This window comes from Streptomyces sp. NPDC058671 (assembly GCF_042716475.1).
In the GTDB taxonomy this organism is placed as follows: domain Bacteria; phylum Actinomycetota; class Actinomycetes; order Streptomycetales; family Streptomycetaceae; genus Streptomyces.
The window spans coordinates 22478-47657 of sequence record NZ_JBHXSA010000022.1; the positions used below are offsets into that span (position 1 = coordinate 22478).

Below are 25180 nucleotides of genomic sequence, written 5' to 3' on the forward strand. Positions count from 1 at the left end.
GCGTGGTCAAGCTCTCCGTCGTCGTGCCGTTCTACAACGTGCAGACATACGCCCCCGACACCCTCACGAGCCTGCGGGCCAACGCCCGGGAGGACTTCGAGTTCCTGCTCGTCGACGACTGCTCGTCGGACGGGACTCCGGAACTCCTCGAACGGGCCGCGCGCGAGCTCCCGGGTGCCGTCCTGATCAGGCACGAGCACAACGAGGGCCTCGCCACGGCCCGCAACACCGGCCTCGACGCCGCCCGCGGCGAATACCTCACCTTCCTCGACGGGGACGACTGGCTCGCCCCCGGCTACTACTCCCGCCTGGTCGCGGCGGCCGAGGACCTCGGCTGCGACTTCCTGCGCACCGACCACGTCACCGTCACCGGCCGGAACCGCGGCATCCGCCGGGCGCCGGTCCCCCGGCGCGGCGAGGTGCTGAACCCGCGGGACGCGATCCTGCCGGCGCACCGGACGACCTCGGTCGACTACCCGTACGCCTGGGCCGGGATCTACCACCGGCGGCTCCTGGACCGCGGCCTGCTGCACTTCCCGCACGGTCTGCGGACGGCCGAGGACCGGCCGTGGATCTGGAAACTGCACCGCGAGGCGGAATCGTTCGCCGCGATCGGTGAACTCGGCGTCTTCTACCGGCGCGGGGTGGCCACGTCGCTCACCCAGATCGGCGATGTACGGCAATTGGATTTCATCCGCGCATTCGACCGGGTGATCGAGGAGACGACGAAAGACGTGGACGCCGATCTCCTCCTTCCGAAGGCCGTCCGCACCTATTGCGCGGTGATCTCCCATCACATCGGTTCGCTCGACAAATTCGAGCCGGAAGTGGCCCGTCAACTGAAGGCGATGAGCGCGGGCGCGCTGCGGCGGATGCCGCAGGCGGTCCTGGACGAGGCCCTGACGGCGATGGGAGGGGACCGCGCGACGATGCTGCGCAGGCTGCGCCGCCGCCGCCCGGCACCACCGCCGACCCCCACCCCGGGCGCGGGTCCGGGTGCCGGTGCCGCTGCCGCCTCCGCGGGGGTGGCCGCGTGAGCGCCCGCCGGACCACCCAGATCTTCTGCGCGTCCACCCTCTACGGGGCGGTGACGCTCGCCGCCGCCGTGGACAGCGGCTGCTTCGGCACCGCCGACCGCCGGATCCTCCTCGTCACCAACAACGCGGCCGTGCCGGAGACCACCCCGCCCCTGGACGAGGCCGAGGGCTTCGAACGACTGCGCGGCCGCTTCGACTCCGTGTTGTCCTGGAACGAGACGATCTCCCCGCTCCACCCGGGCGGCTGGACCCCGCGTCCCAGCGATCTGCCGCTCCTCCAGCGCCATCTGCGCAAGCTCTGGAACCTCGGCGACGACCGCGTCGAACTCGCCCTGGAGTCCCTCCAGGTGACCCCCGCGCTCGCCATCGCCCAGCTGCTGCCCGACGCGCCGATCACGGTGTACGCGGACGGTCTGATGAGCTACGGGCCGACCCGGAACAAGATCGACCCGCTGATCGGCGGCCGCGTCGGCCGGCTGCTCCACCTGGACCTCGTCACCGGCCTCTCGCCGCTGCTGCTCGCCGAGTTCGGGGCCGTACCGGAGGCCGTACCGACGGAGGCGTTCACCAAGGTCGTCGAGGAGCTCGCGGGCCCCGGGCGCGCCGGTGCGGGGCAGGACGGGCCCGCCCTGCTCCTCGGCCAGTACCTGGCGGCGCTCAGCCTGCTGACCGCCGCCGAGGAGGAGGAACTGCACCTGCGGATGGTCCGGGGGGCGATCGCCCGGGGCCACCGGCGGCTCGTCTTCAAGCCGCACCCCACGGCCCCCGACGCCTGGTCGCGGACGCTGGTGCGGGAGGCGGAGGAGCTCGGTGCCGAACTGACCGTCGAGGACCGGCCGGTGCTCGCCGAGGTCCTCTACGGCGAGCTGCGGCCCGCGCTCGTCGTCGGCTGCTTCTCCACGGCGCTGCTGACCGCGCGGACGTTCTACGGGCTGCCGGTCGCCCGGGTCGGCACGGACGCGCTCCTGGAGCGGCTCACCCCGTTCCAGAACAGCAACCGCATCCCGCTCACCGTCGTGGACGCCGTCGTCCCGCCCCTGGAGGAGGGGGAGGCCGGTGCCGCCGAGGTCGGTACGGCGGAGCTGAACGACCTGGTCGCGGCGGTCGGCTTCGCGATGCAGCCGAAGATCCGGCCGGAGCTGCGGGAGCCGGCGGTACGGCATCTGTCGGGGCCGCTCGCCGAGCGCACCCGGCACCACTTCACCCGCCGCCGCCTCACCGTCCTGGACCTGCCCGGCGGTCTGCCGATCCCCCGCCATCCGCGGGTCCGCGGGCTCGCCCGCCGGGCCCTGCGACTGCGCAGGGCGCTGAAGCGGTAGCGGTAGCGGTACGCCCGCGGGCCCGGGACTTTGGGGTTCCGGGCCCGCGGGCGTGAGGGCTCAGGCGCGGACGATGGCCTCCTGAAGCTCCGTGACCCACTGCGAGCGGTCCTCGGGGCACTCCAGGTACAGCTCGCGGGCGTAGCGCGTCGACCGGTAGCCGTTGGCCTCGATCCAGCGGGCCAGGGTCTGGGCCGTGGGCAGGATGGTGTCCATCGAGCCCCGGTGGACGACGGTCGCCGCCTCCTCGATGCCGGGCAGGACGTGCACCTCGACGCCTTCCACTGCCGTGCCCTCGGGGACGGTCATGGCGGCGTGCACGAGGACCGAACCGTCACCCTTGCCCGCGTCCTCGTAGGAGGCGATCCCCGGGCCGTATCCGGTGACCCCCGCGGCCCGCAGGCGGCCGCACAGCTCGTCGTACAGGGGGCCGACGACCGGGCCGATGTCGTGGGGCCCGAAGCTGGCGGCGACTGCGCTCAGCTCGGCGACGCGGACGGCGGGGATCTTCTTGACGACGACGTCCTGGGTGGACATGCGCCCCTCGCTCTCGATGGCTCGGAGCCTCGCGCCGACCTGGGCGAGCCGGGCCCGCGCCTCCGCCAGGGCCGCTTCCAGCTCGGCCTGGCGCAGTCGCAGCATGCCCCGCAGCTCGTCCGCGCCGAGCCGCTCGTCGAGGATGGCGCCCACCTGTTCCAGGGTGAAGCCGAGGTCCTTGAGCGCGATGACACGGTTGAGCCGGGCGAGCTGGTCCGCCTCGTAGAAGCGGTAGCCGCTGTGCGGGTCGACGTGGGCCGGGCGCAGCAGTCCGATGCCGTCGTAGTGGCGCAGCATGCGGACCGACACCCGCCCGTGCCGGGCGAAGTCTCCGATGGTGTACATGACGGCCCCTAGGGAACGGGCTCACACGGTGTGAGGGTCAAGCGGCGCTGGTGAGGGAGAGCTTCGCGGCGAAGCCGAGGAAGAGCGCGCCCGCGGCCGAGGTCGCCCCCGCCGAGAGCCTCCTGCGGCGGCGGAAGGTGGCGGCGAGCCGTGTCCCGCCGAAGATGAGCGTGGTCAGGTAGAGGAAGCTGCCGAGCTGGAGCAGGCCGCCGAGGACCAGGAAGGAGAGCGCCGGGTAGGCGTAGGAAGGGTCCACGAACTGCACGAAGAAGGAGATGAGGAAGAGGATCGCCTTCGGGTTGAGCAGGCTGATGACGAGCGCGCGGCGGTACGGGCGCTCGACCGGCCCGCCGGTCGTGGCCGGCTCGGGCTCCGTCGTCTCGCGCCGGTCGCGCCACATCGTCCGGGCGGCCCGCAGCATCCCGTACGCCATCCAGGCCAGGTAGCCCGCGCCCGCGTACTTCACGATCATGAAGAGGAGCGGGGTGGTCTGGAGCAGCGAGGCGGCGCCGAGCGCGGCCAGGGTCATGAGAACCGTGTCGCCGGTGAACACCCCGGCGGCGGCCTTGTACCCGGTCCGGGTGCCCTTGCGGGCGGCGACGGACAGCACGTACAGCGAGTTCGGCCCCGGGAGGAGAATGATGAGGACGAGCCCGGTGAGATAGGTCGGCAGATCGGTGACACCCAGCATGCGGCGGAGTGTCGCACACGGGTGCGACACTCCGCTGTGACCTGCGTCGTGACCGCGAGCGCCCCGCGTCCTAGAACGCGTCGGTCGGGACGTAGGTGCCCCAGACCTCCCGCAGCGCGTCGCAGACCTCGCCCACGGTGGCGCGGGCCCTGAGGGCGTCCTTCATCGGGTACAGGACGTTGACTGTGCCCGCGTCGCTCCCCGCCGCCTCCTTCAGGGCGGTGAGCGCCGTGTCCACGGCCGCCTGGTCGCGCTCGGCACGCAGTCGTGCGAGGCGTTCGGCCTGCTGGGCCTCGATCGCCGGGTCGACGCGCAGCGGCTCGTAGGGCTCCTCGACGTCGACCGTGAAACGGTTGACGCCGACGACGACCCGCTCACCGCTGTCGGTCTCCTGCGCGATCCGGTAGGCGGAACGCTCGATCTCGCCCTTCTGGAAGCCGCGCTCGATCGCGGCGACCGCGCCGCCCATCTCCTCGACCCGGCCCATCAGCTCAAGGGCGGCCGCCTCGACGTCGTCGGTCATCCTCTCCACCACGTAGCTGCCGGCGAAGGGGTCGACGGTGGCGGTGACGTCCGTCTCGTACGCCAGGACCTGCTGGGTGCGCAGCGCGAGGCGGGCGGACTTGTCCGTCGGCAGGGCGATGGCCTCGTCGAAGGAGTTGGTGTGCAGCGACTGCGTGCCGCCCAGGACGGCCGCCAGGCCCTGGACGGCGACGCGCACCAGGTTGACCTCGGGCTGCTGGGCGGTGAGCTGCACGCCCGCGGTCTGGGTGTGGAAGCGGAGCATCAGCGACTTGGGGTTCTTCGCGCCGAACTCCTCCTTCATCACCCGGGCCCAGATCCGGCGGGCCGCGCGGAACTTCGCGACCTCTTCCAGGATCGTCGTGCGGGCCACGAAGAAGAAGGAGAGCCGCGGGGCGAAGTCGTCCACGTCCATGCCCGCGGCGACGGCGGTGCGCACGTACTCGATGCCGTCGGCGAGGGTGAAGGCGATCTCCTGCGCGGGCGAGGCCCCGGCCTCGGCCATGTGGTAGCCGGAGATCGAGATGGTGTTCCACCTGGGGATCTCGGCCCGGCAGTACCGGAAGATGTCCGCGGTCAGCCGCAACGAGGGCTTCGGCGGGAAGATGTACGTGCCGCGGGCGATGTACTCCTTGAGCACGTCGTTCTGGATCGTGCCGGTCAGCCGGTCGGCCGGCACACCCTGCTCCTCACCGACCAGCTGGTAGAGCAGCAGCAGGAGGGCTCCGGGGGCGTTGATCGTCATCGACGTGGAGACCCTGTCCAGCGGGATCCCGTCGAACAGGATCCGCATGTCGTCGACCGAGTCGATGGCGACGCCCACCTTGCCCACCTCGCCGTGCGCGATCGGCGCGTCCGAGTCGTGGCCCATCTGCGTCGGCAGGTCGAAGGCGACCGACAGACCCGTCGTACCGTTCGCGATCAGCTGCTTGTAGCGGGCGTTGGACTCGACGGCGGTGCCGAAACCGGCGTACTGGCGCATCGTCCACGGCCGGCCGGTGTACATCGACGCGTACACACCACGCGTGAAGGGGTACCCACCCGGCTCGCCCAGCTTCTCCGCGGGATCCCACCCCTCCAGGACACCCGGCCCGTAGACCGGCTCGATGGGCAGTCCCGACTCCGTCTCACGCGCCATGCGTGGTGCCTCCCGATCGATGTGACGGCTGGTTACTCAGCGGTACGGGCCCTCGCGACGGACTGTAGCGGCGGGTGTCCGGGGGGTGGAGAGCAGCACGCTGGGACCTTCCTCACAGCATGCGCGGTCCCTGGTCCGCCCGCGCAACCGCACACGCGCGGAACGCATCCCTACGTACACACGATTCATCCCGGGGGGCAATTGATGATGCGGTCTTCTTCCGTCATACGCAGAGCGGTACTGGCAGCGGCCGCGGTGGCCCTCGCCTCCGGCTGTACGGCCCAGGCGGTCGGCGCGGGAGGCGGTAGCGGCGTCGGCTCCGGCTCCGGATCGGCGAGTCCGACGACGGCGCCCACGACCGTCGCTCCCTCTTCGACCGCGACCACGACTCCGACCGCGACACCGACCGGGACCGCGACACCGACCTCCGGGCCCGCGGTCCTGATGGGCGACGGGGACGAGAGCGAGCAGGTCCGTGAGCTCCAGGCGCGGCTGCGGCAGCTGGGGCACTTCGACCGGGCGCCCACGGGTTTCTACGGGACGATGACGGCCGGTTCGGTCAAGGCCTTCCAGCGGAAGGGGGACCTTCCCCCGACGGGGGCGGTCGACGCGGCGACCTGGGAGAAGCTGCTCGGGGCGAGCCGGAAGCCGACCGCCGACGAGCTGAAGCCGGCGACCACGAACACGCTCGACACCCCCGACGCGCGGTGCATGACCGGCCGGGTGCTGTGCATCAGCAAGGAGAGCCGGACCCTGGCCTGGATGATCGACGGCAAGGTCGTCTCGGCGCTGGACGTCCGTTTCGGCTCTGAGAACACCCCGACCCGGGAGGGCACCTTCGCCGTGGAGCGGAAGGTCCGTCAGGACTGGTCGAAGCTGTACCACACCCCGATGCCGCTCTCGATGTACTTCAGCCGCGGCCAGGCCGTGCACTACTCGTCGGACTTCGCGGCCCGCGGCTACGACGGGGGCTCGCACGGCTGCGTCAACGTCCGGGACCGGGCCAAGCTGACGACCCTCTTCGACCAGGTGAAGGTGGGCGACAAGGTCGTCGTCCACTGGTGACCCGGGAGGGGTGAAGAGAGGGCGCGGGTGGGACCGGGGGAACGTGTCCCACCCGCGCCGGGTGCGCGGAGCCGTAGGTACGGGGGGAACCCCGGCTCTCTGCGCGGCCGATGACCAGTCGGCACACTCCATACTGCGCCGACCGGCCGGGAAGTGTTACACCGCGAGCGGAACGCGTGCGGTGACGGCGATCCCGAGGGGCGGCGCGGCGGAGAGCCGGACGGTGTCCGTGGCCGGCCGGGCGGTGCCGCGGCGGTCCTCGGCGGCCGTTCCGGCATGGCTGCCCGTGGAGCCGCCGCGCTTGTCGTCCCGTCCGCCGTGCGACCGGTCCTCAAACCCGCCGTCGTTCCCGCCGCCACCCCCGGGGGCGTCCTTCGAGCCGCCCCCGGGGTGGCCCTCGGCGTCGTCCTTGTCGTCCCCGGAATCGCCCTTGGGGTCCTTGGTCTCGTCCCTGGTCTCGTCCTTGGCCCCGCCCGCGGGCGCGCCCGTACCGCCGCCGAGGATCCGGTCGCAGTAGCGGCGGAGGCTCTCGCCGCCGCGCAGGCTGCTCGTGAGCTGCTTGCGGCCGGTGGCGTCGAGCCTTCCCGTCCGGTAGTCCCGGCAGGCCTTGACCGTCTTCGCCAGGGAGGTCGCGCCGCCGGGCTCGACGTCCGTGCCGCCGGGGTCCGTTCCGGTGCCGCCGGAGCCCTTGCCCGTACCCGCCGTGCTCCTGGGCTTCGGGGTGCCGGGGCCCGTGGTGGCCGTGCCGTGGCCGTCGGCGCCTCCGGTGGGGGGTGCGATGGTGGTGCCGGCGGAGGGGGACACGCCGGGCGTGGGTTCACCGTCGGCGCCCGGCCTCGTCGGGGGCGCCTCGGGGTCCTCGCGTATGCCGGGTTCCTTCGAGACGAGCGTGTCGACCGTCTCCTCCGCCGTGACGGAGCTGGCGGGGGCCGGACCCACCAGCGGCAGCACACCTGTTCCAGCGGCGACGGCGACCCCTCCGACGGTGACGGCGGCGACCGCGGCGGCCAGTCCGTACCGCACGGACCGTCCCCAGCGGCGCCTCGGGGCGGACACCGGCGCGAGCCGCACCCGGCCGAGGTCGGCATGGAGGGTACGGGCGTGCGGGGCTCCGCCCGTCGCGGCGGCGCGGGCGGAGGCACGCTCGGCGGTGGCCTCACGGAAGGCGGCGAGCGCGGCGGCCTCGCCCGGCAGTTCGCCGTTTCCGGCCGCGGGGAAGGCGGGGGTACGGGCCGTGTCGAGGGCTCGGGCGAGTCGCTCGGCGCCCGCGCGCGCGTGGTCGTCGACGGCGTCGACCGGCTCGCCGCGAAGCAGCCGCTCGGCGGACTCCTGGTCGAGCCACTGGTACCGCTCGTCGGCCATCACATGTCCTTCTGCGTACGGGGACGTGATTGCGTCACACCGCGAGGCGGCACGGACCCCGGCAGGCGCCCGCGTTGCGGAGGCACACCGTCCAGGGCGGCGACGGCTTCGGCGGTGCCGTCCGCCCCGTCCGCGTCACCGTCGACGCCGAGGAGTTCGGCGAGCTTCTTCAGGCCGCGGTGGGCGGCGGTGCGTACGGCGCCGGGGCGTTTCCCCAGCGTGTCGGCGGCGCTCTTGGCGTCGAGACCCACGACGACGCGCAGGACGACGGCCTCGGCCTGGTCCTGCGGAAGCTGGGCGATCAGTCGCATGGTGTGTCCGGTGGCGAGGGCCTCCAGGGCCTCGCCCGCCGTGTCGGACGCGGCGGGCCTGTCGGTGAGTTCGTCCTCGTCGGCGCCTGACGCGGGGCGCCTGCCCCGCATCCGTATGTGGTCGAGGGCGCGGTTGCGGGCGATCCGCGCGGCCCAGCCGCGGAAGCGGTCCGCGTCGCCGTCGAAGCGGTCGAGGTCGCGGGCGATCTGGAGCCAGGACTCCGAGGTGACGTCCTCGGCGTCGGCGTCGCCGACCAGTGTGCGTATGTAGCCGAGCAACCGTGGATGCACGGCGCGATACACAGTACGGAAGGCGTTCTCGTCCCCGTCCTGCGCAGCGAGCACCGCGGCCGTCAGCTCCGCGTCGTCCCCCAGCACTCCCCAAACCCTGTTCGTCGGTCGCGTGGTCGCGTCGTCGCTCCATCGCGGCTGGTCACCACCGCCACGCCGCCTCGCGCATCTGCACGCTACGTCGTGGCCGGGCGTCGCGTCCACGCGATCCGGGGTCTTTGTGCAACTTGCAACCTCCGGGTGAGGGCGTACGAGGAACGCTCGGGGCGCGTCCGGTCGCGGGTGCGCGGCGGTGTGACAGAAAACGCATCCCCGGCGCTGAATGGAGTACGGAGCCGTGCTGCGGGTCCGTGGACGACGACCGGGGTCTCTCCTGTGGGGGGTGGCGACCCCGGTCGTCTCCCATTTCCGAGGCCGTTTCGGCTCCTTTTCGCACGCTTTTCCGCCGGGGGCGCAGTGCACCCCTTTCACTGTCAACCGATGGTTGACAGTCGGGTGGTGTCAACCTAGGGTTGCCCTCATGACGAATCCAGTCGTTCCGACCGTTCCCGTCCGCCTCGACGAACTCATCGACGCGATCAAGAAGGTCCACCCCGACGCCCTGGAGCAGCTCTCCGGCGCCGTCATCGCGGCGGACCACCTCGGCGATGTCGCCGACCACCTCATCGGCCACTTCGTCGACCAGGCCCGGCGCTCCGGGGCCTCCTGGACCGACATCGGCCGCAGCATGGGCGTGACCCGCCAGGCGGCCCAGAAGCGGTTCGTGCCCAAGGAACCGGACACGGAGAAGATGGACCCGAACGCCGGGTTCAACCGGTTCACCCCCCGCGCCAGGAACGTGGTCATGGCGTCCCAGAACGAGGCCACGGCCGTCGGGAACGCCGAGATCACCCCCGCCCACCTGACGCTCGGCCTGCTCGCCGAGCCCGAGGGGATCGCGGCGTACTGGATCACCTCCCAGGGCGTGACCCTCGACCAGGTCCGCGAGGCCGCCGCCGCGACCCTGCCGCCGGGCGTCGACGAGCCGCCCACCCTCGTCCCGTACGACGCGGCGGCGAAGAAGGTCCTGGAGCTGACGTTCCGCGAGGCGCTGCGGCTCGGCCACAACTACGTCGGCACCGAGCACATCTTGCTCGCCCTCCTGGAGCAGGAGGACGGCACGGGCGTGCTCGCCGGCCTCGGACTCGACAAGGCCACGGCGGAGCGGCAGATCGCCGAGACCATCGCGTCGGCGACGGTCGAGGCGCCGGAGTCCTGACCGGACCGGCCATTCAGGCGGTGCGGGCCCGGCGTGAGACGACCGCGCGCAGCACCCGGCCGCCCTCGACGGAGAGCTCTCGTGCCCGGCGCAGACCGGTCGGGCCGTGGGCGACCGTCTCGAGGACGGCCTGCTGGCGGCGGAGCTCCCCGGCGAGCAGCGGGCCCGCGCCGTACGCGTCCCCCGCTCGGCAGCGCTCGACGAGACCGTCGGGCACCTCTCCGGCGTCGTACCGTCCGTGCAGGGCGAGGGCGGTGCCGGAGCAGGCGTGGGCCCAGGCGCGGAGGTCTGCGGCGGTCCAGGCCGCCGGGGCGGCGGCCAGCATCCCGCGTACGGCCGCGACGTCCGCCGTACCGTCGGCGTCCAGTTCGACCCGGGCCTTGGCGACGGCCTCGCCCCAGGCGTTCCCGTCGCCGCGCGCGACGGCGGCCCAGACGGGCCGCAGGGCGTCGCCCCGGTCACCGGCGAGCAGGGGGAGGCAGCGGTCGAGGCATGCGAGGCCGGCTGCGGCCAGGCCTCGCTCGTCGGCCCCCTCGATCAGTTCCAGCAGGCTCCGGCCGTTTCCCGACGCCATGGACGCCTCCTCGCCACCCGATGCGGACGCAGTACGTCCCCTACTGCGCCGGGGGGCGCTTTTTCGTCACTGCGCGGCCGGAATCATGCCAGTGGCTGTGGCGTGCTGCATAGAGGTCGCACAGCGCCGGGACTCCACCAGGTGCGGGGCGAGCAGCCGCTCACCCCGCTCCCGCTCCCTCAGCGCCGCGCCGACGGGCCCCACGTCGGAGAGCGGCATGACCGGCGCCCCGGCGGGATCAGCGGACCTTCGTCGCCAGCGCCCGGAACTGGTCCCAGGTCAGGGTCGGTTTCGCCGGGTCCCAGACCTTCTGGGCGAGCGCCGTCAGCGGCAGCCGGATGCCGTCCGCGACCTGTGCCTGCGTCTGCGACCGGGAGAGGTCGCACCAGACCGCGAAGCGGGCCCCGAGGATCTGGGGGTCGTACCGCGCGGGGACGGGCGTGGTGCCGCGCAGGACGAGCGGTGTCCACTGCTCGTAGATGCGGCGGCCCGTCGGGTAGGTGAACTGGTTCGGCTCGCCGAGGACGTAGTAGAGGTACTCGTCGTTGAGGTTCACGACCTTGCGGCCCTCGGCCAGGTACTCGGCCGGCGGCCGGGCCCCGATCTCCTTGCCGGTCCAGTACTCGACCTCGATGCCCTTGTCCGCGTCGACGACGCCGCCCCGGAAGAACCCGTCGTTCCAGGCCTTCGCGACCTTGCCCGTGTCGCGGACGACCGCCGCGCGGTCGTTCAGCCAGCCCTCCGCCAGGTCCTGGACGCGCGCCTCGGCGCCGTACTTCTGCCGGGCCGCCGAGGCCAGCTGCGGATAGGAGGCCTCGGGGGAGCGGACGGTCAGGGCCTGGTACTCGTCGGCGCCGACGTGGAACCAGCCGCCGGGGAAGAGTGCGGCGTACTCGCGCAGCAGCTCGTCCACGAGCCGGGCCGAGGCGGGCTTGGAGATGTCGATCGCACCCTGGCGCGGAGTGCCCTGGACGTTGCGCAGCTGGAGGTCCGGGTGGGCGCGCAGGACGGCTCCGAGGTGTCCTGGCGAGTCGATCTCGGGCACGACGGTGATGTGGAGGGTCTGCGCGAGGGAGAGGATCCGGCGCACCTCGGCCTTGGTGAGGTGCTCGGCCGAGACGACCTCGGGGTGGGAGTCGGAGGCGATCCGGAAGCCCTGGTCGTCGGAGAAGTGCAGTCCGAACTGGTTGAGCTTGAGGTCGGCCATCTCCCGGAGCCGGGCCTCGATCCACTCCGCGGTGAAGAACTTGCGGGCGATGTCGAGGTTCAGTCCGCGCTGGGGCTTCGCGGGGGCGTCGGTGACGGTGCCCTCGGGCATCGCTCCCGAGGCCTTCACCGACTGCTTGAGGGTGCGGGTGCCGTAGAAGACGCCCGCCTGGTCGGGGCCGCTGATCCTGACCCGGTCGTCGCGGGTGGTGAGCGTGTACGACTCGGGGGCGCCCTCGCCGCCGAGGGCGAGCTCGACGTCGCCGGCGCGGGCGGCGACGGCTCCCCGGTACGCGATCTTCAGTTCCCCCGCGAGCAGCCGCGCCTCGTCGGCGAGTCCTTCGCTGCCGGCGGCGATGACGATCCCGGCCGTCGGCGCGGGTTTCCAGCCGGGGCCGCGGGCGGCCTCGTGGTCGCGCACGGCGGGGACGGTGCGGGGCGCGGTGGACAGGGGGTAGGTCCGCGTCGGCGTGGGTGTCGGGCCGGGCGGCGCGCTGGTGGGCGCGGCGCTCGCGGACGTGCCGCCGGAGGGGGTGGGGGGCGGGGGCGCTCCGGTGGGAGCGCCGGGGGAACAGGCCGCCACGGTGGCCAGTGCCACCGCGGTCGCCATCAGTGCGGGGCCCTGGTGGGGCCCCCGTATGGAGTACCGCATCATTCGGAATCCTCCCGTACGGCGGGCGGTCCGGCCAATCGGGGGAACGGAACCCGATCATCCGTCACATGTTCCGAAACTCTCCCTTCCGGGTGAAATTCGCGCATCCGTCGGGCACTTCTCTCGCCCCGTCGATAACGTTGAGTCACGTCCACCCCATCCGTCCCGGAGTACCGGAGTCCACGCTGACCAGCGACACCCACCTCCCCTGCCGGACCGCGGGCTCCACGGACACGCCCGCCCCTCCCACCGCCGCCGCGACCCCCGGTGCGGTCGGAGCCCCTGCCGCGACCGCCCTGCCCACGCAGCACAGGGGTCCCGTGCCCCACGGAACCCTCCGGGGACTCGCCGGTTTCAACGCCGCCGCGCCCGCCGAGGCCGAGGCGCTGCTCCTCGCCTGCTGCCACAGTCACCGTTGGGCCGAACGGGTGGCGGCGCACCGGCCGTACCCGACCGTGGACGCGCTGCTCGCCGCCGCCGACGAGGCCGGTTACGACCTGTCCCGCGCCGACCTCGACGAGGCCCTGGCCGCCGAGTCCTCCGCGCTGCCGCACCCGGACGCCCCGCCGGCGGCCCGGACCGCGCTGCGGGCCGCCCACGCCGCGTACGAGAGCGGCTTCGGACACGCGTTCGTGATCAGCCTCGACGGAGTGCGTCCCGGGGAGCGGCTCGACCGGGTACTGGCCGGTATCCGGTCACGTCTCGGCAACGAACCGGAGGAGGAGCGGGTGATCGCGGCAGAGGAGCTACGTCGCCTCGCCCGCGCCCGGCTGGCCTTCCGGTTCTCCGAGGCGCTCACACTCCGACACACCGGTTCGTGATTCCGTCCGGAATGCGGCGATTCCGGCCTGCGCGATAGCCCGTCCGTGCCTCTTTGATCACACCTATGGACCCCGCGCGAGCGAACCGACAACTCGTCGCTACGATGACCGGGGCCGGTGGACCGTACCCGGCCGGGTCAGACCGACACTGAAGCCGGCCGACCCTGATCCCCGCTCCCGGAGGGTTTTTCCGTGCCGGCTGGAACGCTGTACCGCGGCCGGGAAGGAATGTGGAGCTGGGTGGCTCATCGAGTCACCGGCGTCCTCATCTTCTTCTTCCTGTTCGTACACGTGCTGGACACCGCTCTCGTCCGCGTCTCCCCCGAGGCGTACGACGAGGTCGTCGCGACCTACAAGACGCCGATCGTCGCTCTTCTGGAGTACGGCCTCGTCGCAGCCATCCTCTTCCACGCGCTGAACGGCCTCCGGGTCATCGCCGTGGACTTCTGGTCCAAGGGCCCGCGCTACCAGAAGCAGATGCTCTGGACCGTCGTGGGCATCTGGGTCGTGCTGATGGCGGGCTCGCTTTACCCGATCCTCGGCCACGCCGCACGTGAACTGTTCGGGAGCTGACGCCACTCATGTCTGCTGACACCTCCTCCGCCGCGATCGGCCCCGTCGAGGGCGGCACCGTCTACGACGTGGACAACCCCGCGCCGTACATCGAGGCCCCTCGCAAGCGCACCGGCAAGACCCCGCGCGCGACCCGGGGCAACTTCGAGATGGCCGCATGGCTCTTCATGCGCCTCTCGGGCATCGTCCTGGTCGTCCTGGTCCTCGGCCACCTGCTGATCCAGCTCTTCCTGGACGGTGGCGTCTCCAAGATCGGCTTCGCCTTCGTGGCCGGCCGCTGGGCCTCCCCGTTCTGGCAGGTCTGGGACCTGCTGATGCTCTGGCTCGCCATGCTGCACGGCGCCAACGGCCTCCGCACCGTCATCAACGACTACGCGGAGCGGGCCAAGACGCGCCTGTGGCTCAAGGGCCTGCTGTACACCGCCACGGTGTTCACCATCCTTCTGGGCACGCTGGTGATCTTCACCTTCGACCCGAACATCCGCTAGGCACGGGGCTGAGGTAATCCACGTCATGAAGATCCACAAGTACGACACCGTCATCGTCGGCGCCGGTGGCGCCGGCATGCGCGCCGCCATCGAGTCGACGAAGCGCAGCCGCACCGCCGTGCTGACGAAGCTCTACCCCACCCGCTCCCACACGGGCGCCGCGCAGGGCGGCATGGCCGCCGCGCTCGCCAACGTGGAGGAGGACAACTGGGAGTGGCACACCTTCGACACGGTCAAGGGCGGTGACTACCTGGTCGACCAGGACGCCGCCGAGATCCTGGCGAAGGAGGCCATCGACGCCGTCCTCGACCTGGAGAAGATGGGCCTGCCGTTCAACCGGACCCCGGACGGCACCATCGACCAGCGCCGCTTCGGCGGTCACTCCCGCAACCACGGCGAGGCCCCGGTCCGCCGGTCCTGCTACGCCGCGGACCGCACCGGTCACATGATCCTCCAGACGCTGTACCAGAACTGCGTCAAGGAGGGCGTGGAGTTCTTCAACGAGTTCTACGTCCTGGACCAGCTGATCACCGAGGTCGACGGCGTCAAGAAGTCCGCCGGCGTCGTCGCGTACGAGCTGGCCACCGGCGAGATCCACATCTTCCAGGCCAAGGCCGTGATCTACGCGTCCGGCGGCACCGGCAAGTTCTTCAAGGTGACCTCCAACGCGCACACCCTGACCGGTGACGGCCAGGCCGCCTGCTTCCGGCGCGGTCTGCCCCTCGAGGACATGGAGTTCTTCCAGTTCCACCCGACGGGCATCTGGCGCATGGGCATCCTGCTGACGGAGGGCGCCCGCGGTGAGGGCGGCATCCTCCGCAACAAGGACGGCGAGCGCTTCATGGAGAAGTACGCGCCGGTCATGAAGGACCTCGCGTCCCGTGACGTCGTCTCCCGCTCCATCTACACGGAGATCCGCGAGGGCCGCGGCTGCGGTCCCGAGGGCGACCACGTCTACCTGGACCTGACGCACCTCCCGCCGGAGCAGCTGGACGCCAAGCTCCCGGACATCACCGAGTTCGCCCGTACGTACCTCGGCATCGAGCCGTACACGGACCCGATCCCGATCCAGCCCACCGCGCACTACGCCATGGGCGGCATCCCGACCAACGTCGAGGGTGAGGTCCTCATGGACAACACCACCGTCGTCCCGGGCCTGTACGCGGCCGGCGAGGTCGCCTGCGTGTCGGTGCACGGCGCCAACCGCCTCGGCACCAACTCGCTGCTCGACATCAACGTCTTCGGCAAGCGCTCCGGCATCGCCGCCGCCGAGTACTCCGCCAAGCACGACTTCGTCGAGCTGCCGGAGAACCCGGAGTCCCTCGTCGTCGCGCAGATCGAGCGGCTGCGCAACTCCACGGGCAACGAGCGGGTCGCCGACCTGCGCCGTGAGCTCCAGGAGACGATGGACGCCAACGTGATGGTGTTCCGCACGGAGCAGACCATCAAGACGGCCGTCGAGAAGATCGCCGAGCTGCGCGAGCGCTACGCGAACGTGTCCATCCAGGACAAGGGCAAGCGCTTCAACACGGACCTCCTGGAGGCCATGGAGCTGGGCAACCTGCTCGAACTGGCCGAGGTCATGGCCGTCTCGGCCCTGGCGCGCAAGGAGTCCCGCGGCGGTCACTACCGCGAGGACTACCCCAACCGCGACGACGTCAACTTCATGCGCCACACCATGGCGTACCGCGAGGTCGGCGAGGACGGCTCCGAGACCGTCCGTCTCGACTACAAGCCGGTCGTCCAGACCCGCTACCAGCCGATGGAGCGTAAGTACTGATGGCTACCCCCGTACTGGACAGGGTGGAGAAGGACTCCGCCGCCTCCCCGTACATCACGGTCACGATGCGGATCCGCCGCTTCAACCCCGAGGTGTCGGACGCGTCGGTCTGGGAGGACTTCCAGATCGACATCGACCCGAAGGAGCGTGTGCTCGACGCCCTCCACAAGATCAAGTGGGACGTCGACGGCACGCTGACCTTCCGCCGCTCGTGCGCGCACGGCATCTGCGGCTCGGACGCGATGCGGATCAACGGCAAGAACAGGCTCGCCTGCAAGACGCTGATCAAGGACATCAACCCCGAGAAGCCCATCACGGTCGAGGCCATCAAGGGCCTGACGGTCCTCAAGGACCTGGTCGTGGACATGGAGCCGTTCTTCCAGGCGTACCGGGACGTCATGCCGTTCCTGGTCACCAAGGGCAACGAGCCGACGCGCGAGCGCCTGCAGTCCGCCGAGGACCGTGAGCGCTTCGACGACACCACCAAGTGCATCCTGTGCGCCGCGTGCACGTCGTCCTGCCCGGTCTTCTGGAACGACGGCCAGTACTTCGGTCCGGCCGCGATCGTCAACGCGCACCGCTTCATCTTCGACTCGCGTGACGAGGCGGGCGAGCAGCGCCTGGAGATCCTGAACGACAAGGACGGCGTGTGGCGCTGCCGCACGACGTTCAACTGCACGGACGCGTGCCCGCGTGGCATCGAGGTCACCAAGGCCATCCAGGAGGTCAAGCGGGCGCTGATCACGCGCCGCTTCTGACATCCCGTTCGGCCGACGAGGCCCGCTTCTGTACGCTGCGGCGTGCAGGAGCGGGCTTTTTCTTTGCGGAGGACGGGGACTGATGAGCGAGCCGAACCCTTACAAGTCGGAGGAGTACGAGTGGGGCCCCGGCCAGCAGGCCGGGGCGCCCGGGTACGGGTACCCGCAGGGCGGCTACCAGCCGACGATCCCCGAGGGGGTGCCGGTGCCGCAGCCGTCCTATCCGCCGGTCCCCGCCGGGGGCGCGCCGCTGCTGAGCCTGGGTGACATCACCGTCGTCGGCGACCAGATCATCACCCCCGCCGGGGCCATGCCCCTGAAGGGGGCCGTCTGGAACGCGATGGACATGTCGCGGACGGAGGAGAAGATCTCGACGGCCGGGATCGTGCTGGCGGTCGTCTTCTTCGTCTTCTGCCTGCTGGGCCTGCTGTTCCTGCTGATGAAGGAGAAGCAGACCACCGGCTTCATCCAGGTCACGGTGACCAGCGGTGGCCGGCACCACTCGACGATGATCCCGGCGCGGGGCCCGGACACCATCCACTGGGTGATGGGCCAGCTCAACTACGCGCGGTCGCTCAGCATGTGACCCACCGCACGGCCTCGGCCGTGCAAGGCGGCGGGCTCAGCCGTGCCGGCGGCGGGCGGGCTCACCGTGCCAGGGGCCGGCGGGCTCAGCCGTGCCAGGGGCGAGCGGGCTCCGTGGACTCCGCCGCGACCATGACCCGCCGCAGCAGGTCGTTGAGGAGGGCTCGCTCCTCGGGGGCGAGGACGCCGAGCAGCCGGTACTCCTCGTGCCCGAGGACCTCCATCGCCCCGAGCCAGGTCTCACGGCCGGCGTCGGTCAGTTCGACGAGCACCCGGCGCCGCCCGGCCGCGGACCGGGTGCGGCGGACGAGGCCCCGCTTCTCCAATGCGTCCAGACGTCCCGAGACGGAGGCGGGGACCAGGTCGAGGTCCTGGGCGAGTTCGGAGGGGGCGGCGCTGCCGCCGCGCCCGGCGATCTTGTGGAGCGTGTCGAACTCGTGCCGCTCCAGCCCGAAGTCGACGAGCGACTGCTCCCTGACCCGGCGGAGATGGACGGAGAGCTTCTTCATCCGGGTGACGGCCCCCTCGACCACGGGGTCGAGGCCGGGCAGGACGGGCTGCCAGCGCGCGACGTGCTCGTCGGTCCAGTCGCGCGGTGTCGGCGGTGCGCTCGGGGCGGGCGGTTCCTCGGGGTGCGCCATGGGCCGATCGTACGTCCGTGAAGGACGAACCACCCGAAAAGTCGCCTATCACCCCGAGGGCGGGGGTGGCGCGCACGGGTCCCCGGATTCCCTCCCCTGAGCAACTTGAACACGTTCAAAGAGAGGTCTACAGTCATGACTGCCAGCTTTTGAACGCGTTCAAGGGAGGGTGGGGCATGGACCTCACTGTCATCGCGTACATCGTCTACCTGCTGATCAGCGTGGCCCTGACCGTCTGGGTCGCCCGCACACTCAGCCGCAACGGAAGGATCTTCCTCGCGGACGTCCTCCACGGCAACGAGAAGCTCGCCGAGGCGGTCAACCACCTCCTGGTGGTCGGCTTCTACCTCGTCAACTTCGGCTTCGTCGCCCTCTATCTGAGCCAGGACGACGCCGTCCTCGACGCCCGCTCGCTCTTCGAGGCGCTCTCCGTGAAACTCGGCGTCGTCCTCCTCGTCCTCGGCGTGATGCACCTCGGGAACGTCTACGTCCTCAACAAGATCCGCCGACGCGGTGTCATGGAGCGCGAACAGGTCCCGCCCGTCGGCCCGCAGGGCTGGACCACCGCCCCGAAGACCGGGCCCTGGGCCCCGCCCGCACCTCAGGGCTGACCCGCCGTGCCGGCCCCGAACGCGCCGACGATCCCCGTCGGACGACTGACCGTCCTCTACGACGCCGGCTGCCCGCTCTGCGTGCACCTCAGGCACTGGCTGCTGCGCCAGCGGCAGCTCGTACCGCTCGACCTCGTACCGGCCGGATCGCGGGAAGCCAGGCGCCGCTTCCCCGACCTCGACCACACCCCCACCCTGCGGGAGATCACCGTGGTCGGGGACCGGGGCCAGGTCTACCGGGAGACCTCCGCCTGGATCGTCTGCCTCTGGGCGCTCGCCGACCACCGGCCGAGGGCCCACTGGCTCGCCACCCCCGCGGGGCAGCCCTTCGCCCGGATGACGGTGCTCGCAGCGGCGAAGTGGCGCGAGGCCCTCAAGGGGCCGGCCTGCGAGGACGGGCACTGCGAGGTGCCCGGTCCGCCCGGCTAGGCTCGCCCCCGTGAAGGACGTGACGGAAGAGAGCAAGGCGGCCGGCAAGTCGACCGAGAAGAAGGGCGACGAGAAGGCGGCCGCCGAGAAGAAGGCCCCGAAGAGCGAGCAGACCCGCACGCTCATCCTCGAGACCGCGCTCCGGCTGTTCAGGGAGCGCGGTTACGACAAGACGACGATGCGGGCCATCGCCCAGGAGGCCGGGGTCTCCGTCGGCAACGCGTACTACTACTTCTCGTCCAAGGAGCACCTCGTCCAGGGCTTCTACGACCGGATCGCCGAGGAGCACCAGGCGGCCGTCGAGCCCATCCTGACGGGCGCCGAGAAGGACCTGACGGCCCGGATCCGGGGGGTCTACCTCGGGTGGCTGGACATCGCCGGGCCGTACCACGAGTTCGCGTCCCAGTTCTTCAAGAACGCGGCCGACCCCGACAGTCCGCTCAGCCCCTTCTCGCCCGAGTCGGAGGGCCCGCGCGAGGCGGCGATCGAGGTGCACCGGCGGGTCATCTCCGGCGCCTCGGTGAAGGTCGACCCGGAACTGGCGGAGGCACTCCCCCGGCTGCTCTGGCTCCAGCAGATGGGCCTGGTGCTGTTCTGGGTGTACGACCGCTCGGAGGGCGCCGCCAACAGCCGCCGTCTGGTGGAACGGCTCGCGCCGGTCACCGCCCGGGCGATCTCGCTCTCCCGCTTCCGCGTCCTGCGCCCCCTGGTCAAGGAGACGCACGAGCTGCTCTCGGACTTCATGCCGACGGCGGCCGGGATGGCGGCCTCGGGGACGCCGTCGAAGAAGTCGGGCGCGAAGCCGCCGGAGACCTCGTGAATCCTGGCCGGGCCACGAGCCCGGCCCCGGTCACACGCCCCGCCAGGGTCACCGGCCCGGCCCCGGTCACACGCCCCGCTCCCGTCACGCCTGCTTCGAGGCGAGTTGGACCAGGGTGATGTCGGACGGCGCGCCGACCCGCACCGGGGGTCCCCAGGCGCCCGCGCCCCGGGAGACGTACAGCTGGGTGTCCCCGTACCGTTCGAGCCCGGCGACGGTCGGGTTGGCCAGTTCGGCGAGGTAGTTGCCGGGCCAGAGCTGGCCGCCGTGGGTGTGACCGGAGAGCTGGAGGTCCACACCGTGGCGTACGGCGTCGTGGACGACGACCGGCTGGTGCGCCAGTAGGACCGCGGCGCGGGCCCGGTCGCGGTCCCCGAGGGCCCGGGCGAAGTCGGGACCCCGGCCCTCGCTCTCCCCCGCGATGTCGTCGACGCCCGCGAGGTCGAAACCGGCCGCGATCTCCAGGCGCTCGTTGCGCAGCGGACGCAGGCCCAGTTCACGGACGTGGTCGACCCAGGCGTCGGCGCCCGAGAAGTACTCGTGGTTGCCGGTCACGAAGAACGAGCCGTGGCGGGCGCGGAGCCGGGCGAGCGGCTCGGCGGCGGGGCCGAGGTTCTCCACGGTGCCGTCGACGAGGTCGCCGACGACCGCGATCAGGTCGGGCTGGGTGGAGTTGATCGCGTCCACGATGCGCTGGGTGTGGGCGCGGCCCAGGATCGGCCCGAGGTGGATGTCGGAGACGACGGCGATCCGGTAGCCGTGCGCGGCGCGCGGCACCTTCGCGAGCGGGACGGTGACCCGCTTGATCCGGGGACCGCGCAGCACGCCGTACGTGCCGTAGCCCACGGTCCCCACGGCCGCCGCCGCGGCGGCGCCGCCGACGACCCGGGACACGAACAGACGCCGGGAGACATCGGCGGCGGGCGCCGGGGCGGACGCGGGGGCCCTCGCCGCGGTGGGCTCGGCCGGTTCGGCGGGGCGCGCCGCGGCGGGTACGGGCTCCGGTACCGGTACCGGCGCGGGAGCGGCCGTCGGGGCCGCGGCCGCCGCCGGTACGCCCGCCGCGTCCCGGCGGGCGAGCCAGGCGCGCAGGACGGGCCGTACGGCCTCCCCGACGGCCAGGGCCAGGGTCACGTACAGGAGCAGGGCGAGCCACAGGAAGCCCGGCCAGGCCACCACCTGCTGGAGCGTGAAGGGCGCTCCGGCGCGGGCGGAGCCGAGGGCCGCGAACGAGAGCAGGGGCAGCGCCACGACGGCGACGGTGCCCAGCCGGCGCGGCAGGCTGCCGCGCCTCGTGACGTCACGCACCAGGCGCCGCCACACGTACCAGTGGACCGCGCCGAGCAGCGCGAGGACCACGATCAGGACCAGCAGGAAGGCGATCACGCCCCGGAACCCCTTCTTCTCAACCGTTCGCGCGGCGCGCGGCACGCACGCCACGCAACCCGAGCACCCCGATCACCGTCCCCAGAACAAAGGACGTGACGGCAAGCAGCAGATGGACCCAGAAGTAGGCCGTCGGGTCGCCCGCGTCGTCGAAGGCGAGGCCGCTCCCGTCCTTCGCCAGATTCGCGACGAAGGTGATCCAGATGAACCAACTCCAGACCCCGAACGCGAGCAGGAACCAGGAGACGCGGCGGCTGAGCTTCATGCCCCCAGTATCACCGCGTGCCTCAGGGGCCCCGCGTCCGGGTGGACGACCGGGGGCGCGGAGCCAGCCGGGGTTCGGATCGTCATTCCGTACCTGTACGTTCACGACCGTGTCTGCTTCGAAGAGGACCGCCTGGGCGGTCGCCGCTGCTGTACTCCTGCCGCTCGTCTCCGCCGGGCCCGCCCACGCCGAACCGGTGCCAGGGAAGGACAAGCAGCCCAAGCCACCGGCCGCGATGTCCTCGATCGGCGGCCCCCTGCTCGGCAGGCCCGGGACCCAGGTGAAGTTGGGCCCCGGCGCCCCGGTGCTGCCCAAGGAGCTCTCCGGCCGGTCGTGGATCGTCGCGGACGCGGAGAACGGCGACGTCCTCGCCGCGCACAACGCGCACTGGCCGCTGGCCCCGGCCTCCACCCTCAAGATGCTCTTCGCGGACACGCTCCTGGAGAAGTTCCCCAAGACGCGGAACCACCTCGTCACCACCGCCGACCTCGCCGGGATAGGAGCGGGTTCCAGCCTCGTCGGCATCAAGGAGAAGCAGACCTACAGCGTCCACGAACTGTGGCTGGGCGTCTTCCTCCGCTCCGGCAACGACGCCGTCCACGTCCTGACCAGCATGAACAACGGCCTCCTCCAGACCGTGAAGGACATGAACGAACAGGCGGCCGAGCTCCAGGCCCTGGACACCCATGTGGTGTCCCCGGACGGTTATGACGCCCCGGGCCAGGTCTCCTCCGCGTACGACCTGACGCTCATCGCCCGCAACGGCATGAAGAAGCCGGCCTTCCGCGAGTACGCCGCCACGCCACGGGCCGTCTTCCCCGGCGAGCAGAAGCCGGGCAAGAAGCGCGAGACCTTCGAGATCCAGAACACCAACCGGCTGCTCACGGGTGACTTCGGCGTCGCCCCGTACCAGGGCATCGCCGGGGTGAAGAACGGCAGCACCACGCACGCGGGTGCCACCTTCACGGGGGTCGCGGAGCGGGGCGGCCGGGTGTTGCTCGTGACCGTGATGAACCCGTCGTCGAAGGAGCAGCACGCCGTCTACCGCGAGACCGCCCGGCTGCTCGACTGGGGTTTCGCCGCCGCCGGGAAGGTGACGCCGGTCGGCGAGCTGGTGCCGCCGCGGTCCGTGCGTACGGGGACGACCGCTCCGGGCGACGGTGCCACGGCGGGCCCCGGCGAGGACGTCCCGGGGAACACCGTGCAGGCGGCGGCCACGGAGAGGTCCGGCGGCGTCGGGATCGCGCTCGCCGTGGCGGGCGGGGTGTTCCTGCTCCTCGCCGGTGCCGTCTTCCTGGTCAACCGGCGCTGGCCGCTGGCCGCGCCGGCGGGGCTGCGTCGGCGGCGGGAGCAGGATCCCGACGTGAATCCGTAGCGGTCCAGGCGGCGCAGAACAGCAGCAGCTTCGCCGTGAAGTTGATCCAGAGCATCAGGGCGACCGGAACGCCGAACGCCCCGTACATCGACTTCGCCGCGACGCCCCGCATGTAGCCGCCGAGCAGCAGCTTGAGCAGTTCGAAGCCGACCGCCCCCATGAGCGCCGCCACCACGAGGGCGCGGCGGGGCGGCTGCACGCCGGGCAGCAGCGTCAGCACGTACAGCAGGATCAGGAAGTCGGCGGCGACACCGATGAGGACGGCCGCTCCCTGGAGGAGGACGCCGCCCGCCCCGTCGCCGGAGACCCCGACCCGGTCGGCGCTCCAGCCGACGGCGGTGGAGCCGAGCCAGGACGCGGCGAGCGAGCCGAGGGCGACGCCGCCGAGGCCGAGCAGGACGAGCGCGTCCTTGCCCTTGAGCAGCACCGGGTTGCCCTCGTCCACGTCGTCGAGCTTCCACACCGCGCGCAGGCAGTCCCGCATGGAGCCGACCCAGCCGATGCCGGTGACGAGCAGGAGGGCGCCGGCGACGAGGCCGATGGTGCCGGCGTTGGCGACGAGTCCGCCGATGTCCAGTTGCTCGGAGATGCCGGGGACCTGGTCACCGATCTTCTCCTCGATCCGGGCGAGCTGCTGGTCGGAGAGGAGCGCGGCGCCGATCGCGGCGGCCACGGTGATCAGCGGGAAGAGGGCCAGGAAGGACAGGAAGGTGATCGCGGCGGCGAGGCGGCTCCAGTGGACCTGGTCGAGGGTCTCGTAGGCGCGCCAGGCGTGGGTCCGCATGAGGCGGGCGGCCCACGGGCCGATGACGGGGAGCTTGGTCAGCCAGTCCATTCCGTACCCTTACCCCCGATCCCGGCGCTGCTGGGGGATGCTTACCCGACTCTCCTTTAATCACCCGTTTCGACGAACCGCCACGCCATGCCGACATAAGGGACACAGGCGGCTATACGGTCACCTCCATGGCTGTCGAGACCTACGTCCTTGACGACGACTGCGAAGAGCTCAGCGGCTGGGGGCGCACGGCCCCGACCCTCGCGCGCGTGCACCGGCCCCGCGGCGAGGCCGAAGCCGCCGAAGCCGTCCGTGGCCGCGGAGCCCGTGGCTCGATCGCCCGCGGCCTCGGCCGCGCGTACGGGGACGCCGCCCAGAACGCCGGCGGCACCGTCCTCGACATGACCGGCCTCGACCGGATCCTGGCCGTCGACCCCGCCGCCGGTCTCGTCGTCTGCGAGGCGGGCGTCAGCCTGCACCGGCTCATGGAGGCGCTGCTGCCGCTGGGCTGGTTCGTCCCGGTCGTCCCCGCGACCCGGCACGCCACCGTCGGCGGGGCCGTCGCCGCCGACGTCCACGGCGCGAACCACCGGGCCGCCGGCGCCTTCGGGCGGCACGTGACCGCGCTCCGGCTCCTCACCGCCGACGGCGAGATCCGGACCGTGCTGCCCGGCACCCCGCTCTTCGACGCCACCACCGGCGGCCTGGGCCTGACCGGCGTCATCCTCGCCGTCACCCTGCGGCTGCTGCCCGTCGAGACCTCGCTGATGGCCCTCGACACCGAGCGCGCCCGGGACCTCGACGACCTGATGGACCGGCTCGCCGCCACCGACCACCGGTACCGCTACTCCGTCGCCCGGATCGACCTGCGCTCCCGGGGCGCCACCATCGGCCGCGCCGTCCTCACGCGCGGCGACCACGCCCCGTACGACGCGCTGCCCCGCCGCCACCGGGCCCGCCGCGCGCCGCTCGCCCTGCGGCCCGGACGGCTGCCCGCCCCGCCGCCGTACGTTCCCGGCGGGCTGCTCGGCCGTACCGCCGCGGGGCTCATCGACGAGCTGCGGTACCGCGGGTCGCTCCGCGAAAGCACCGGCCGGCTCCGGCCGCTCACCGCCCTCTTCCACCCCCTCGACGGCGTCCCGCACTGGAACCGGCTCCACGGGCGCGCGGGGCTCGTCCCCTACCGCTTCGTCGTCCCGGACGGACAGGAGGACACCCTGCGGAGGGTGGTGCGGCGGATCGCGGACCGCGGCTGCCCCTCCTTCCACGCCGTCCTCCGGCGCTTCGGCGCGGGCGGCCCCGGTCCGCTGTCGTTCCCGCTCCCCGGCTGGGGGCTCGCCCTCGACCTGCCGGCCGGCCTCCCCGGGCTCGGAGCCTTCCTCGACGCGCTCGACGAGGACGTCGCGGGTGCGGGCGGCCGGGTCCAGCTAGCCGAGGACTCCCGGGTACGGCCGGAGACGGCGGCCGCGATGTACCCGCGGCTCGACGAGTTCCGGGCCCTGCGCACCGCGCTCGACCCCGGGTCCGTCTTCACCTCGGACCTCTCCCGCCGCCTCGGAATCTGA

27 protein-coding genes are annotated in these 25180 nt (G+C 72.0%); 15 read left to right on the forward strand and 12 right to left on the reverse strand.

Annotated features, from left to right (window positions below):
• The first annotated feature begins 2 nt into the window (after positions 1 to 2).
• Positions 3 to 1037 (forward strand): glycosyltransferase family 2 protein, encoded by a 1035-nt coding sequence (locus tag ACFWV2_RS25205; RefSeq protein WP_384407948.1) that lies wholly within the window; start codon positions 3 to 5, stop codon positions 1035 to 1037.
• On the forward strand, positions 1034 to 2356 hold the full coding sequence (locus ACFWV2_RS25210; RefSeq protein ID WP_384407950.1) for a polysialyltransferase family glycosyltransferase: 1323 nt from the start codon (positions 1034 to 1036) through the stop codon (positions 2354 to 2356). Before ACFWV2_RS25205 ends, ACFWV2_RS25210 begins: the two co-directional genes overlap by 4 nt.
• 60 nt (positions 2357 to 2416) lie before the next feature.
• On the opposite strand, the gene ACFWV2_RS25215 is transcribed toward ACFWV2_RS25210, so the two are convergent.
• The 3 genes from ACFWV2_RS25215 to ACFWV2_RS25225 all read right to left on the reverse strand — a co-directional run bounded on the left by ACFWV2_RS25215 (position 2417) and on the right by ACFWV2_RS25225 (position 5589).
• The gene (locus ACFWV2_RS25215) at positions 2417 to 3238 is read right to left on the reverse strand and encodes a MerR family transcriptional regulator (RefSeq protein WP_384407952.1); all 822 of its coding nucleotides are present in this window, start codon (positions 3236 to 3238) and stop codon (positions 2417 to 2419) included.
• 37 nt (positions 3239 to 3275) lie between these two features.
• Positions 3276 to 3929: a leucine efflux protein LeuE gene (leuE, locus tag ACFWV2_RS25220; RefSeq protein ID WP_384407955.1), complete on the reverse strand. Its 654-nt coding sequence runs from the start codon at positions 3927 to 3929 to the stop codon at positions 3276 to 3278.
• 70 nt (positions 3930 to 3999) lie between these two features.
• Positions 4000 to 5589, reverse strand: a complete 1590-nt coding sequence (locus ACFWV2_RS25225; RefSeq protein ID WP_384407957.1) for a methylmalonyl-CoA mutase — start codon at positions 5587 to 5589, stop codon at positions 4000 to 4002.
• 204 nt (positions 5590 to 5793) lie between these two features.
• On the opposite strand from ACFWV2_RS25225, the gene ACFWV2_RS25230 reads away from it, so the two are divergent.
• Positions 5794 to 6654 carry a L,D-transpeptidase family protein gene (locus ACFWV2_RS25230; RefSeq protein ID WP_384407959.1) on the forward strand — a complete coding sequence of 287 codons (861 nt, stop codon included), beginning with the start codon at positions 5794 to 5796 and terminating at the stop codon, positions 6652 to 6654.
• Between the two features lie 156 nt (positions 6655 to 6810).
• Here ACFWV2_RS25230 and ACFWV2_RS25235 read toward each other — a convergent pair whose 3' ends face one another.
• Both ACFWV2_RS25235 and ACFWV2_RS25240 read right to left on the reverse strand, forming a co-directional pair.
• Complete coding sequence (locus ACFWV2_RS25235) at positions 6811 to 8016, reverse strand: hypothetical protein (protein ID WP_384407961.1); 1206 nt, start codon at positions 8014 to 8016, stop codon at positions 6811 to 6813.
• Complete coding sequence (locus ACFWV2_RS25240) at positions 8016 to 8705, reverse strand: RNA polymerase sigma factor (RefSeq protein WP_384407963.1); 690 nt, start codon at positions 8703 to 8705, stop codon at positions 8016 to 8018. The genes ACFWV2_RS25235 and ACFWV2_RS25240 overlap by 1 nt, the downstream gene beginning before the upstream one ends.
• Positions 8706 to 9138: 433 nt before the next feature.
• On the opposite strand from ACFWV2_RS25240, the gene ACFWV2_RS25245 reads away from it, so the two are divergent.
• Positions 9139 to 9876: a Clp protease N-terminal domain-containing protein gene (locus ACFWV2_RS25245; protein ID WP_384407965.1), complete on the forward strand. Its 738-nt coding sequence runs from the start codon at positions 9139 to 9141 to the stop codon at positions 9874 to 9876.
• A gap of 13 nt (positions 9877 to 9889) precedes the next feature.
• On the opposite strand, the gene ACFWV2_RS25250 is transcribed toward ACFWV2_RS25245, so the two are convergent.
• The 3 genes from ACFWV2_RS25250 to ACFWV2_RS25260 all read right to left on the reverse strand — a co-directional run bounded on the left by ACFWV2_RS25250 (position 9890) and on the right by ACFWV2_RS25260 (position 12311).
• A complete protein-coding gene (locus ACFWV2_RS25250) occupies positions 9890 to 10450 on the reverse strand; it encodes a hypothetical protein (RefSeq protein WP_384407967.1) in 561 nt (186 codons plus the stop codon).
• 66 nt (positions 10451 to 10516) lie between these two features.
• Positions 10517 to 10669: a hypothetical protein gene (locus tag ACFWV2_RS25255; RefSeq protein WP_384407969.1), complete on the reverse strand. Its 153-nt coding sequence runs from the start codon at positions 10667 to 10669 to the stop codon at positions 10517 to 10519.
• A 19-nt stretch (positions 10670 to 10688) separates the two neighbouring features.
• Positions 10689 to 12311, reverse strand: a complete 1623-nt coding sequence (locus tag ACFWV2_RS25260) for a glycoside hydrolase family 20 protein (protein WP_384407971.1) — start codon at positions 12309 to 12311, stop codon at positions 10689 to 10691.
• A gap of 293 nt (positions 12312 to 12604) precedes the next feature.
• On the opposite strand from ACFWV2_RS25260, the gene ACFWV2_RS25265 reads away from it, so the two are divergent.
• The 6 genes from ACFWV2_RS25265 to ACFWV2_RS25290 all read left to right on the forward strand — a co-directional run bounded on the left by ACFWV2_RS25265 (position 12605) and on the right by ACFWV2_RS25290 (position 17314).
• Complete coding sequence (locus ACFWV2_RS25265; RefSeq protein ID WP_384408125.1) at positions 12605 to 13129, forward strand: 2-oxo-4-hydroxy-4-carboxy-5-ureidoimidazoline decarboxylase; 525 nt, start codon at positions 12605 to 12607, stop codon at positions 13127 to 13129.
• Between the two features lie 192 nt (positions 13130 to 13321).
• Entirely contained in the window at positions 13322 to 13702 is a 381-nt protein-coding gene (sdhC, locus tag ACFWV2_RS25270; protein WP_073809812.1) for a succinate dehydrogenase, cytochrome b556 subunit, read from the forward strand.
• An 8-nt stretch (positions 13703 to 13710) separates the two neighbouring features.
• On the forward strand, positions 13711 to 14190 hold the full coding sequence (locus ACFWV2_RS25275) for a succinate dehydrogenase hydrophobic membrane anchor subunit (RefSeq protein ID WP_384407974.1): 480 nt from the start codon (positions 13711 to 13713) through the stop codon (positions 14188 to 14190).
• 25 nt (positions 14191 to 14215) lie between these two features.
• Positions 14216 to 15970, forward strand: coding sequence for a succinate dehydrogenase flavoprotein subunit (sdhA, locus tag ACFWV2_RS25280; RefSeq protein WP_384407976.1), 1755 nt, complete (start codon positions 14216 to 14218; stop codon positions 15968 to 15970).
• A complete protein-coding gene (locus ACFWV2_RS25285; RefSeq protein ID WP_360785520.1) occupies positions 15970 to 16728 on the forward strand; it encodes a succinate dehydrogenase iron-sulfur subunit in 759 nt (252 codons plus the stop codon). Before sdhA ends, ACFWV2_RS25285 begins: the two co-directional genes overlap by 1 nt.
• Before the next feature lie 82 nt (positions 16729 to 16810).
• Entirely contained in the window at positions 16811 to 17314 is a 504-nt protein-coding gene (locus ACFWV2_RS25290) for a hypothetical protein (protein WP_384407978.1), read from the forward strand.
• An 85-nt stretch (positions 17315 to 17399) separates the two neighbouring features.
• Here ACFWV2_RS25290 and ACFWV2_RS25295 read toward each other — a convergent pair whose 3' ends face one another.
• Positions 17400 to 17954, reverse strand: a complete 555-nt coding sequence (locus ACFWV2_RS25295) for a MarR family winged helix-turn-helix transcriptional regulator (protein WP_384407980.1) — start codon at positions 17952 to 17954, stop codon at positions 17400 to 17402.
• 176 nt (positions 17955 to 18130) lie between these two features.
• Between ACFWV2_RS25295 and ACFWV2_RS25300 the strand changes: the two genes are divergently transcribed.
• Genes ACFWV2_RS25300 through ACFWV2_RS25310 form a run of 3 tightly spaced genes read left to right on the forward strand, consistent with a single transcriptional unit; the run spans position 18131 to position 19814 of the window.
• Positions 18131 to 18565, forward strand: a complete 435-nt coding sequence (locus ACFWV2_RS25300) for a hypothetical protein (RefSeq protein WP_360785514.1) — start codon at positions 18131 to 18133, stop codon at positions 18563 to 18565.
• Positions 18566 to 18571: 6 nt separating this feature from the next.
• Positions 18572 to 18994 (forward strand): thiol-disulfide oxidoreductase DCC family protein, encoded by a 423-nt coding sequence (locus ACFWV2_RS25305; RefSeq protein WP_384407982.1) that lies wholly within the window; start codon positions 18572 to 18574, stop codon positions 18992 to 18994.
• Between the two features lie 10 nt (positions 18995 to 19004).
• On the forward strand, positions 19005 to 19814 hold the full coding sequence (locus ACFWV2_RS25310; RefSeq protein WP_384407984.1) for a TetR family transcriptional regulator: 810 nt from the start codon (positions 19005 to 19007) through the stop codon (positions 19812 to 19814).
• Between the two features lie 84 nt (positions 19815 to 19898).
• Here the strand turns inward: ACFWV2_RS25310 and ACFWV2_RS25315 are convergent, their stop codons facing one another.
• Both ACFWV2_RS25315 and ACFWV2_RS25320 read right to left on the reverse strand, forming a co-directional pair.
• Positions 19899 to 21200, reverse strand: coding sequence for a metallophosphoesterase (locus ACFWV2_RS25315; protein ID WP_384407986.1), 1302 nt, complete (start codon positions 21198 to 21200; stop codon positions 19899 to 19901).
• A gap of 19 nt (positions 21201 to 21219) precedes the next feature.
• Positions 21220 to 21465 carry an SCO4848 family membrane protein gene (locus ACFWV2_RS25320; protein ID WP_384407988.1) on the reverse strand — a complete coding sequence of 82 codons (246 nt, stop codon included), beginning with the start codon at positions 21463 to 21465 and terminating at the stop codon, positions 21220 to 21222.
• 109 nt (positions 21466 to 21574) lie between these two features.
• Between ACFWV2_RS25320 and ACFWV2_RS25325 the strand changes: the two genes are divergently transcribed.
• A complete protein-coding gene (locus tag ACFWV2_RS25325) occupies positions 21575 to 22840 on the forward strand; it encodes a D-alanyl-D-alanine carboxypeptidase family protein (RefSeq protein ID WP_384407990.1) in 1266 nt (421 codons plus the stop codon).
• On the opposite strand, the gene ACFWV2_RS25330 is transcribed toward ACFWV2_RS25325, so the two are convergent.
• Positions 22764 to 23675, reverse strand: a complete 912-nt coding sequence (locus tag ACFWV2_RS25330) for a YihY/virulence factor BrkB family protein (RefSeq protein WP_384407992.1) — start codon at positions 23673 to 23675, stop codon at positions 22764 to 22766. The genes ACFWV2_RS25325 and ACFWV2_RS25330 overlap by 77 nt on opposite strands.
• Before the next feature lie 128 nt (positions 23676 to 23803).
• On the opposite strand from ACFWV2_RS25330, the gene ACFWV2_RS25335 reads away from it, so the two are divergent.
• Positions 23804 to 25180 (forward strand): FAD-binding protein, encoded by a 1377-nt coding sequence (locus ACFWV2_RS25335; protein ID WP_384407994.1) that lies wholly within the window; start codon positions 23804 to 23806, stop codon positions 25178 to 25180.

Bases quoted from the DNA above. Each gene is read 5' to 3' on its own strand.
- ACFWV2_RS25230 (WP_384407959.1), top strand. From the start codon at position 5,794: ATGATGCGGTCTTCTTCCGTCATACGCAGAGCGGTACTGGCAGCGGCC.
- ACFWV2_RS25255 (WP_384407969.1), bottom strand. From the start codon at position 10,669: ATGCCGCTCTCCGACGTGGGGCCCGTCGGCGCGGCGCTGAGGGAGCGG.
- ACFWV2_RS25260 (WP_384407971.1), bottom strand. From the start codon at position 12,311: ATGATGCGGTACTCCATACGGGGGCCCCACCAGGGCCCCGCACTGATG.
- ACFWV2_RS25235 (WP_384407961.1), bottom strand. From the start codon at position 8,016: ATGGCCGACGAGCGGTACCAGTGGCTCGACCAGGAGTCCGCCGAGCGG.
- sdhA (WP_384407976.1), top strand. From the start codon at position 14,216: ATGAAGATCCACAAGTACGACACCGTCATCGTCGGCGCCGGTGGCGCC.
- ACFWV2_RS25225 (WP_384407957.1), bottom strand. From the start codon at position 5,589: ATGGCGCGTGAGACGGAGTCGGGACTGCCCATCGAGCCGGTCTACGGG.
- leuE (WP_384407955.1), bottom strand. From the start codon at position 3,929: ATGCTGGGTGTCACCGATCTGCCGACCTATCTCACCGGGCTCGTCCTC.
- ACFWV2_RS25290 (WP_384407978.1), top strand. From the start codon at position 16,811: ATGAGCGAGCCGAACCCTTACAAGTCGGAGGAGTACGAGTGGGGCCCC.
- ACFWV2_RS25335 (WP_384407994.1), top strand. From the start codon at position 23,804: ATGGCTGTCGAGACCTACGTCCTTGACGACGACTGCGAAGAGCTCAGC.
- ACFWV2_RS25295 (WP_384407980.1), bottom strand. From the start codon at position 17,954: ATGGCGCACCCCGAGGAACCGCCCGCCCCGAGCGCACCGCCGACACCG.
- ACFWV2_RS25250 (WP_384407967.1), bottom strand. From the start codon at position 10,450: ATGGCGTCGGGAAACGGCCGGAGCCTGCTGGAACTGATCGAGGGGGCC.
- ACFWV2_RS25300 (WP_360785514.1), top strand. From the start codon at position 18,131: ATGGACCTCACTGTCATCGCGTACATCGTCTACCTGCTGATCAGCGTG.
- ACFWV2_RS25275 (WP_384407974.1), top strand. From the start codon at position 13,711: ATGTCTGCTGACACCTCCTCCGCCGCGATCGGCCCCGTCGAGGGCGGC.
- ACFWV2_RS25245 (WP_384407965.1), top strand. From the start codon at position 9,139: ATGACGAATCCAGTCGTTCCGACCGTTCCCGTCCGCCTCGACGAACTC.
- ACFWV2_RS25285 (WP_360785520.1), top strand. From the start codon at position 15,970: ATGGCTACCCCCGTACTGGACAGGGTGGAGAAGGACTCCGCCGCCTCC.
- ACFWV2_RS25320 (WP_384407988.1), bottom strand. From the start codon at position 21,465: ATGAAGCTCAGCCGCCGCGTCTCCTGGTTCCTGCTCGCGTTCGGGGTC.
- ACFWV2_RS25330 (WP_384407992.1), bottom strand. From the start codon at position 23,675: ATGGACTGGCTGACCAAGCTCCCCGTCATCGGCCCGTGGGCCGCCCGC.
- ACFWV2_RS25215 (WP_384407952.1), bottom strand. From the start codon at position 3,238: ATGTACACCATCGGAGACTTCGCCCGGCACGGGCGGGTGTCGGTCCGC.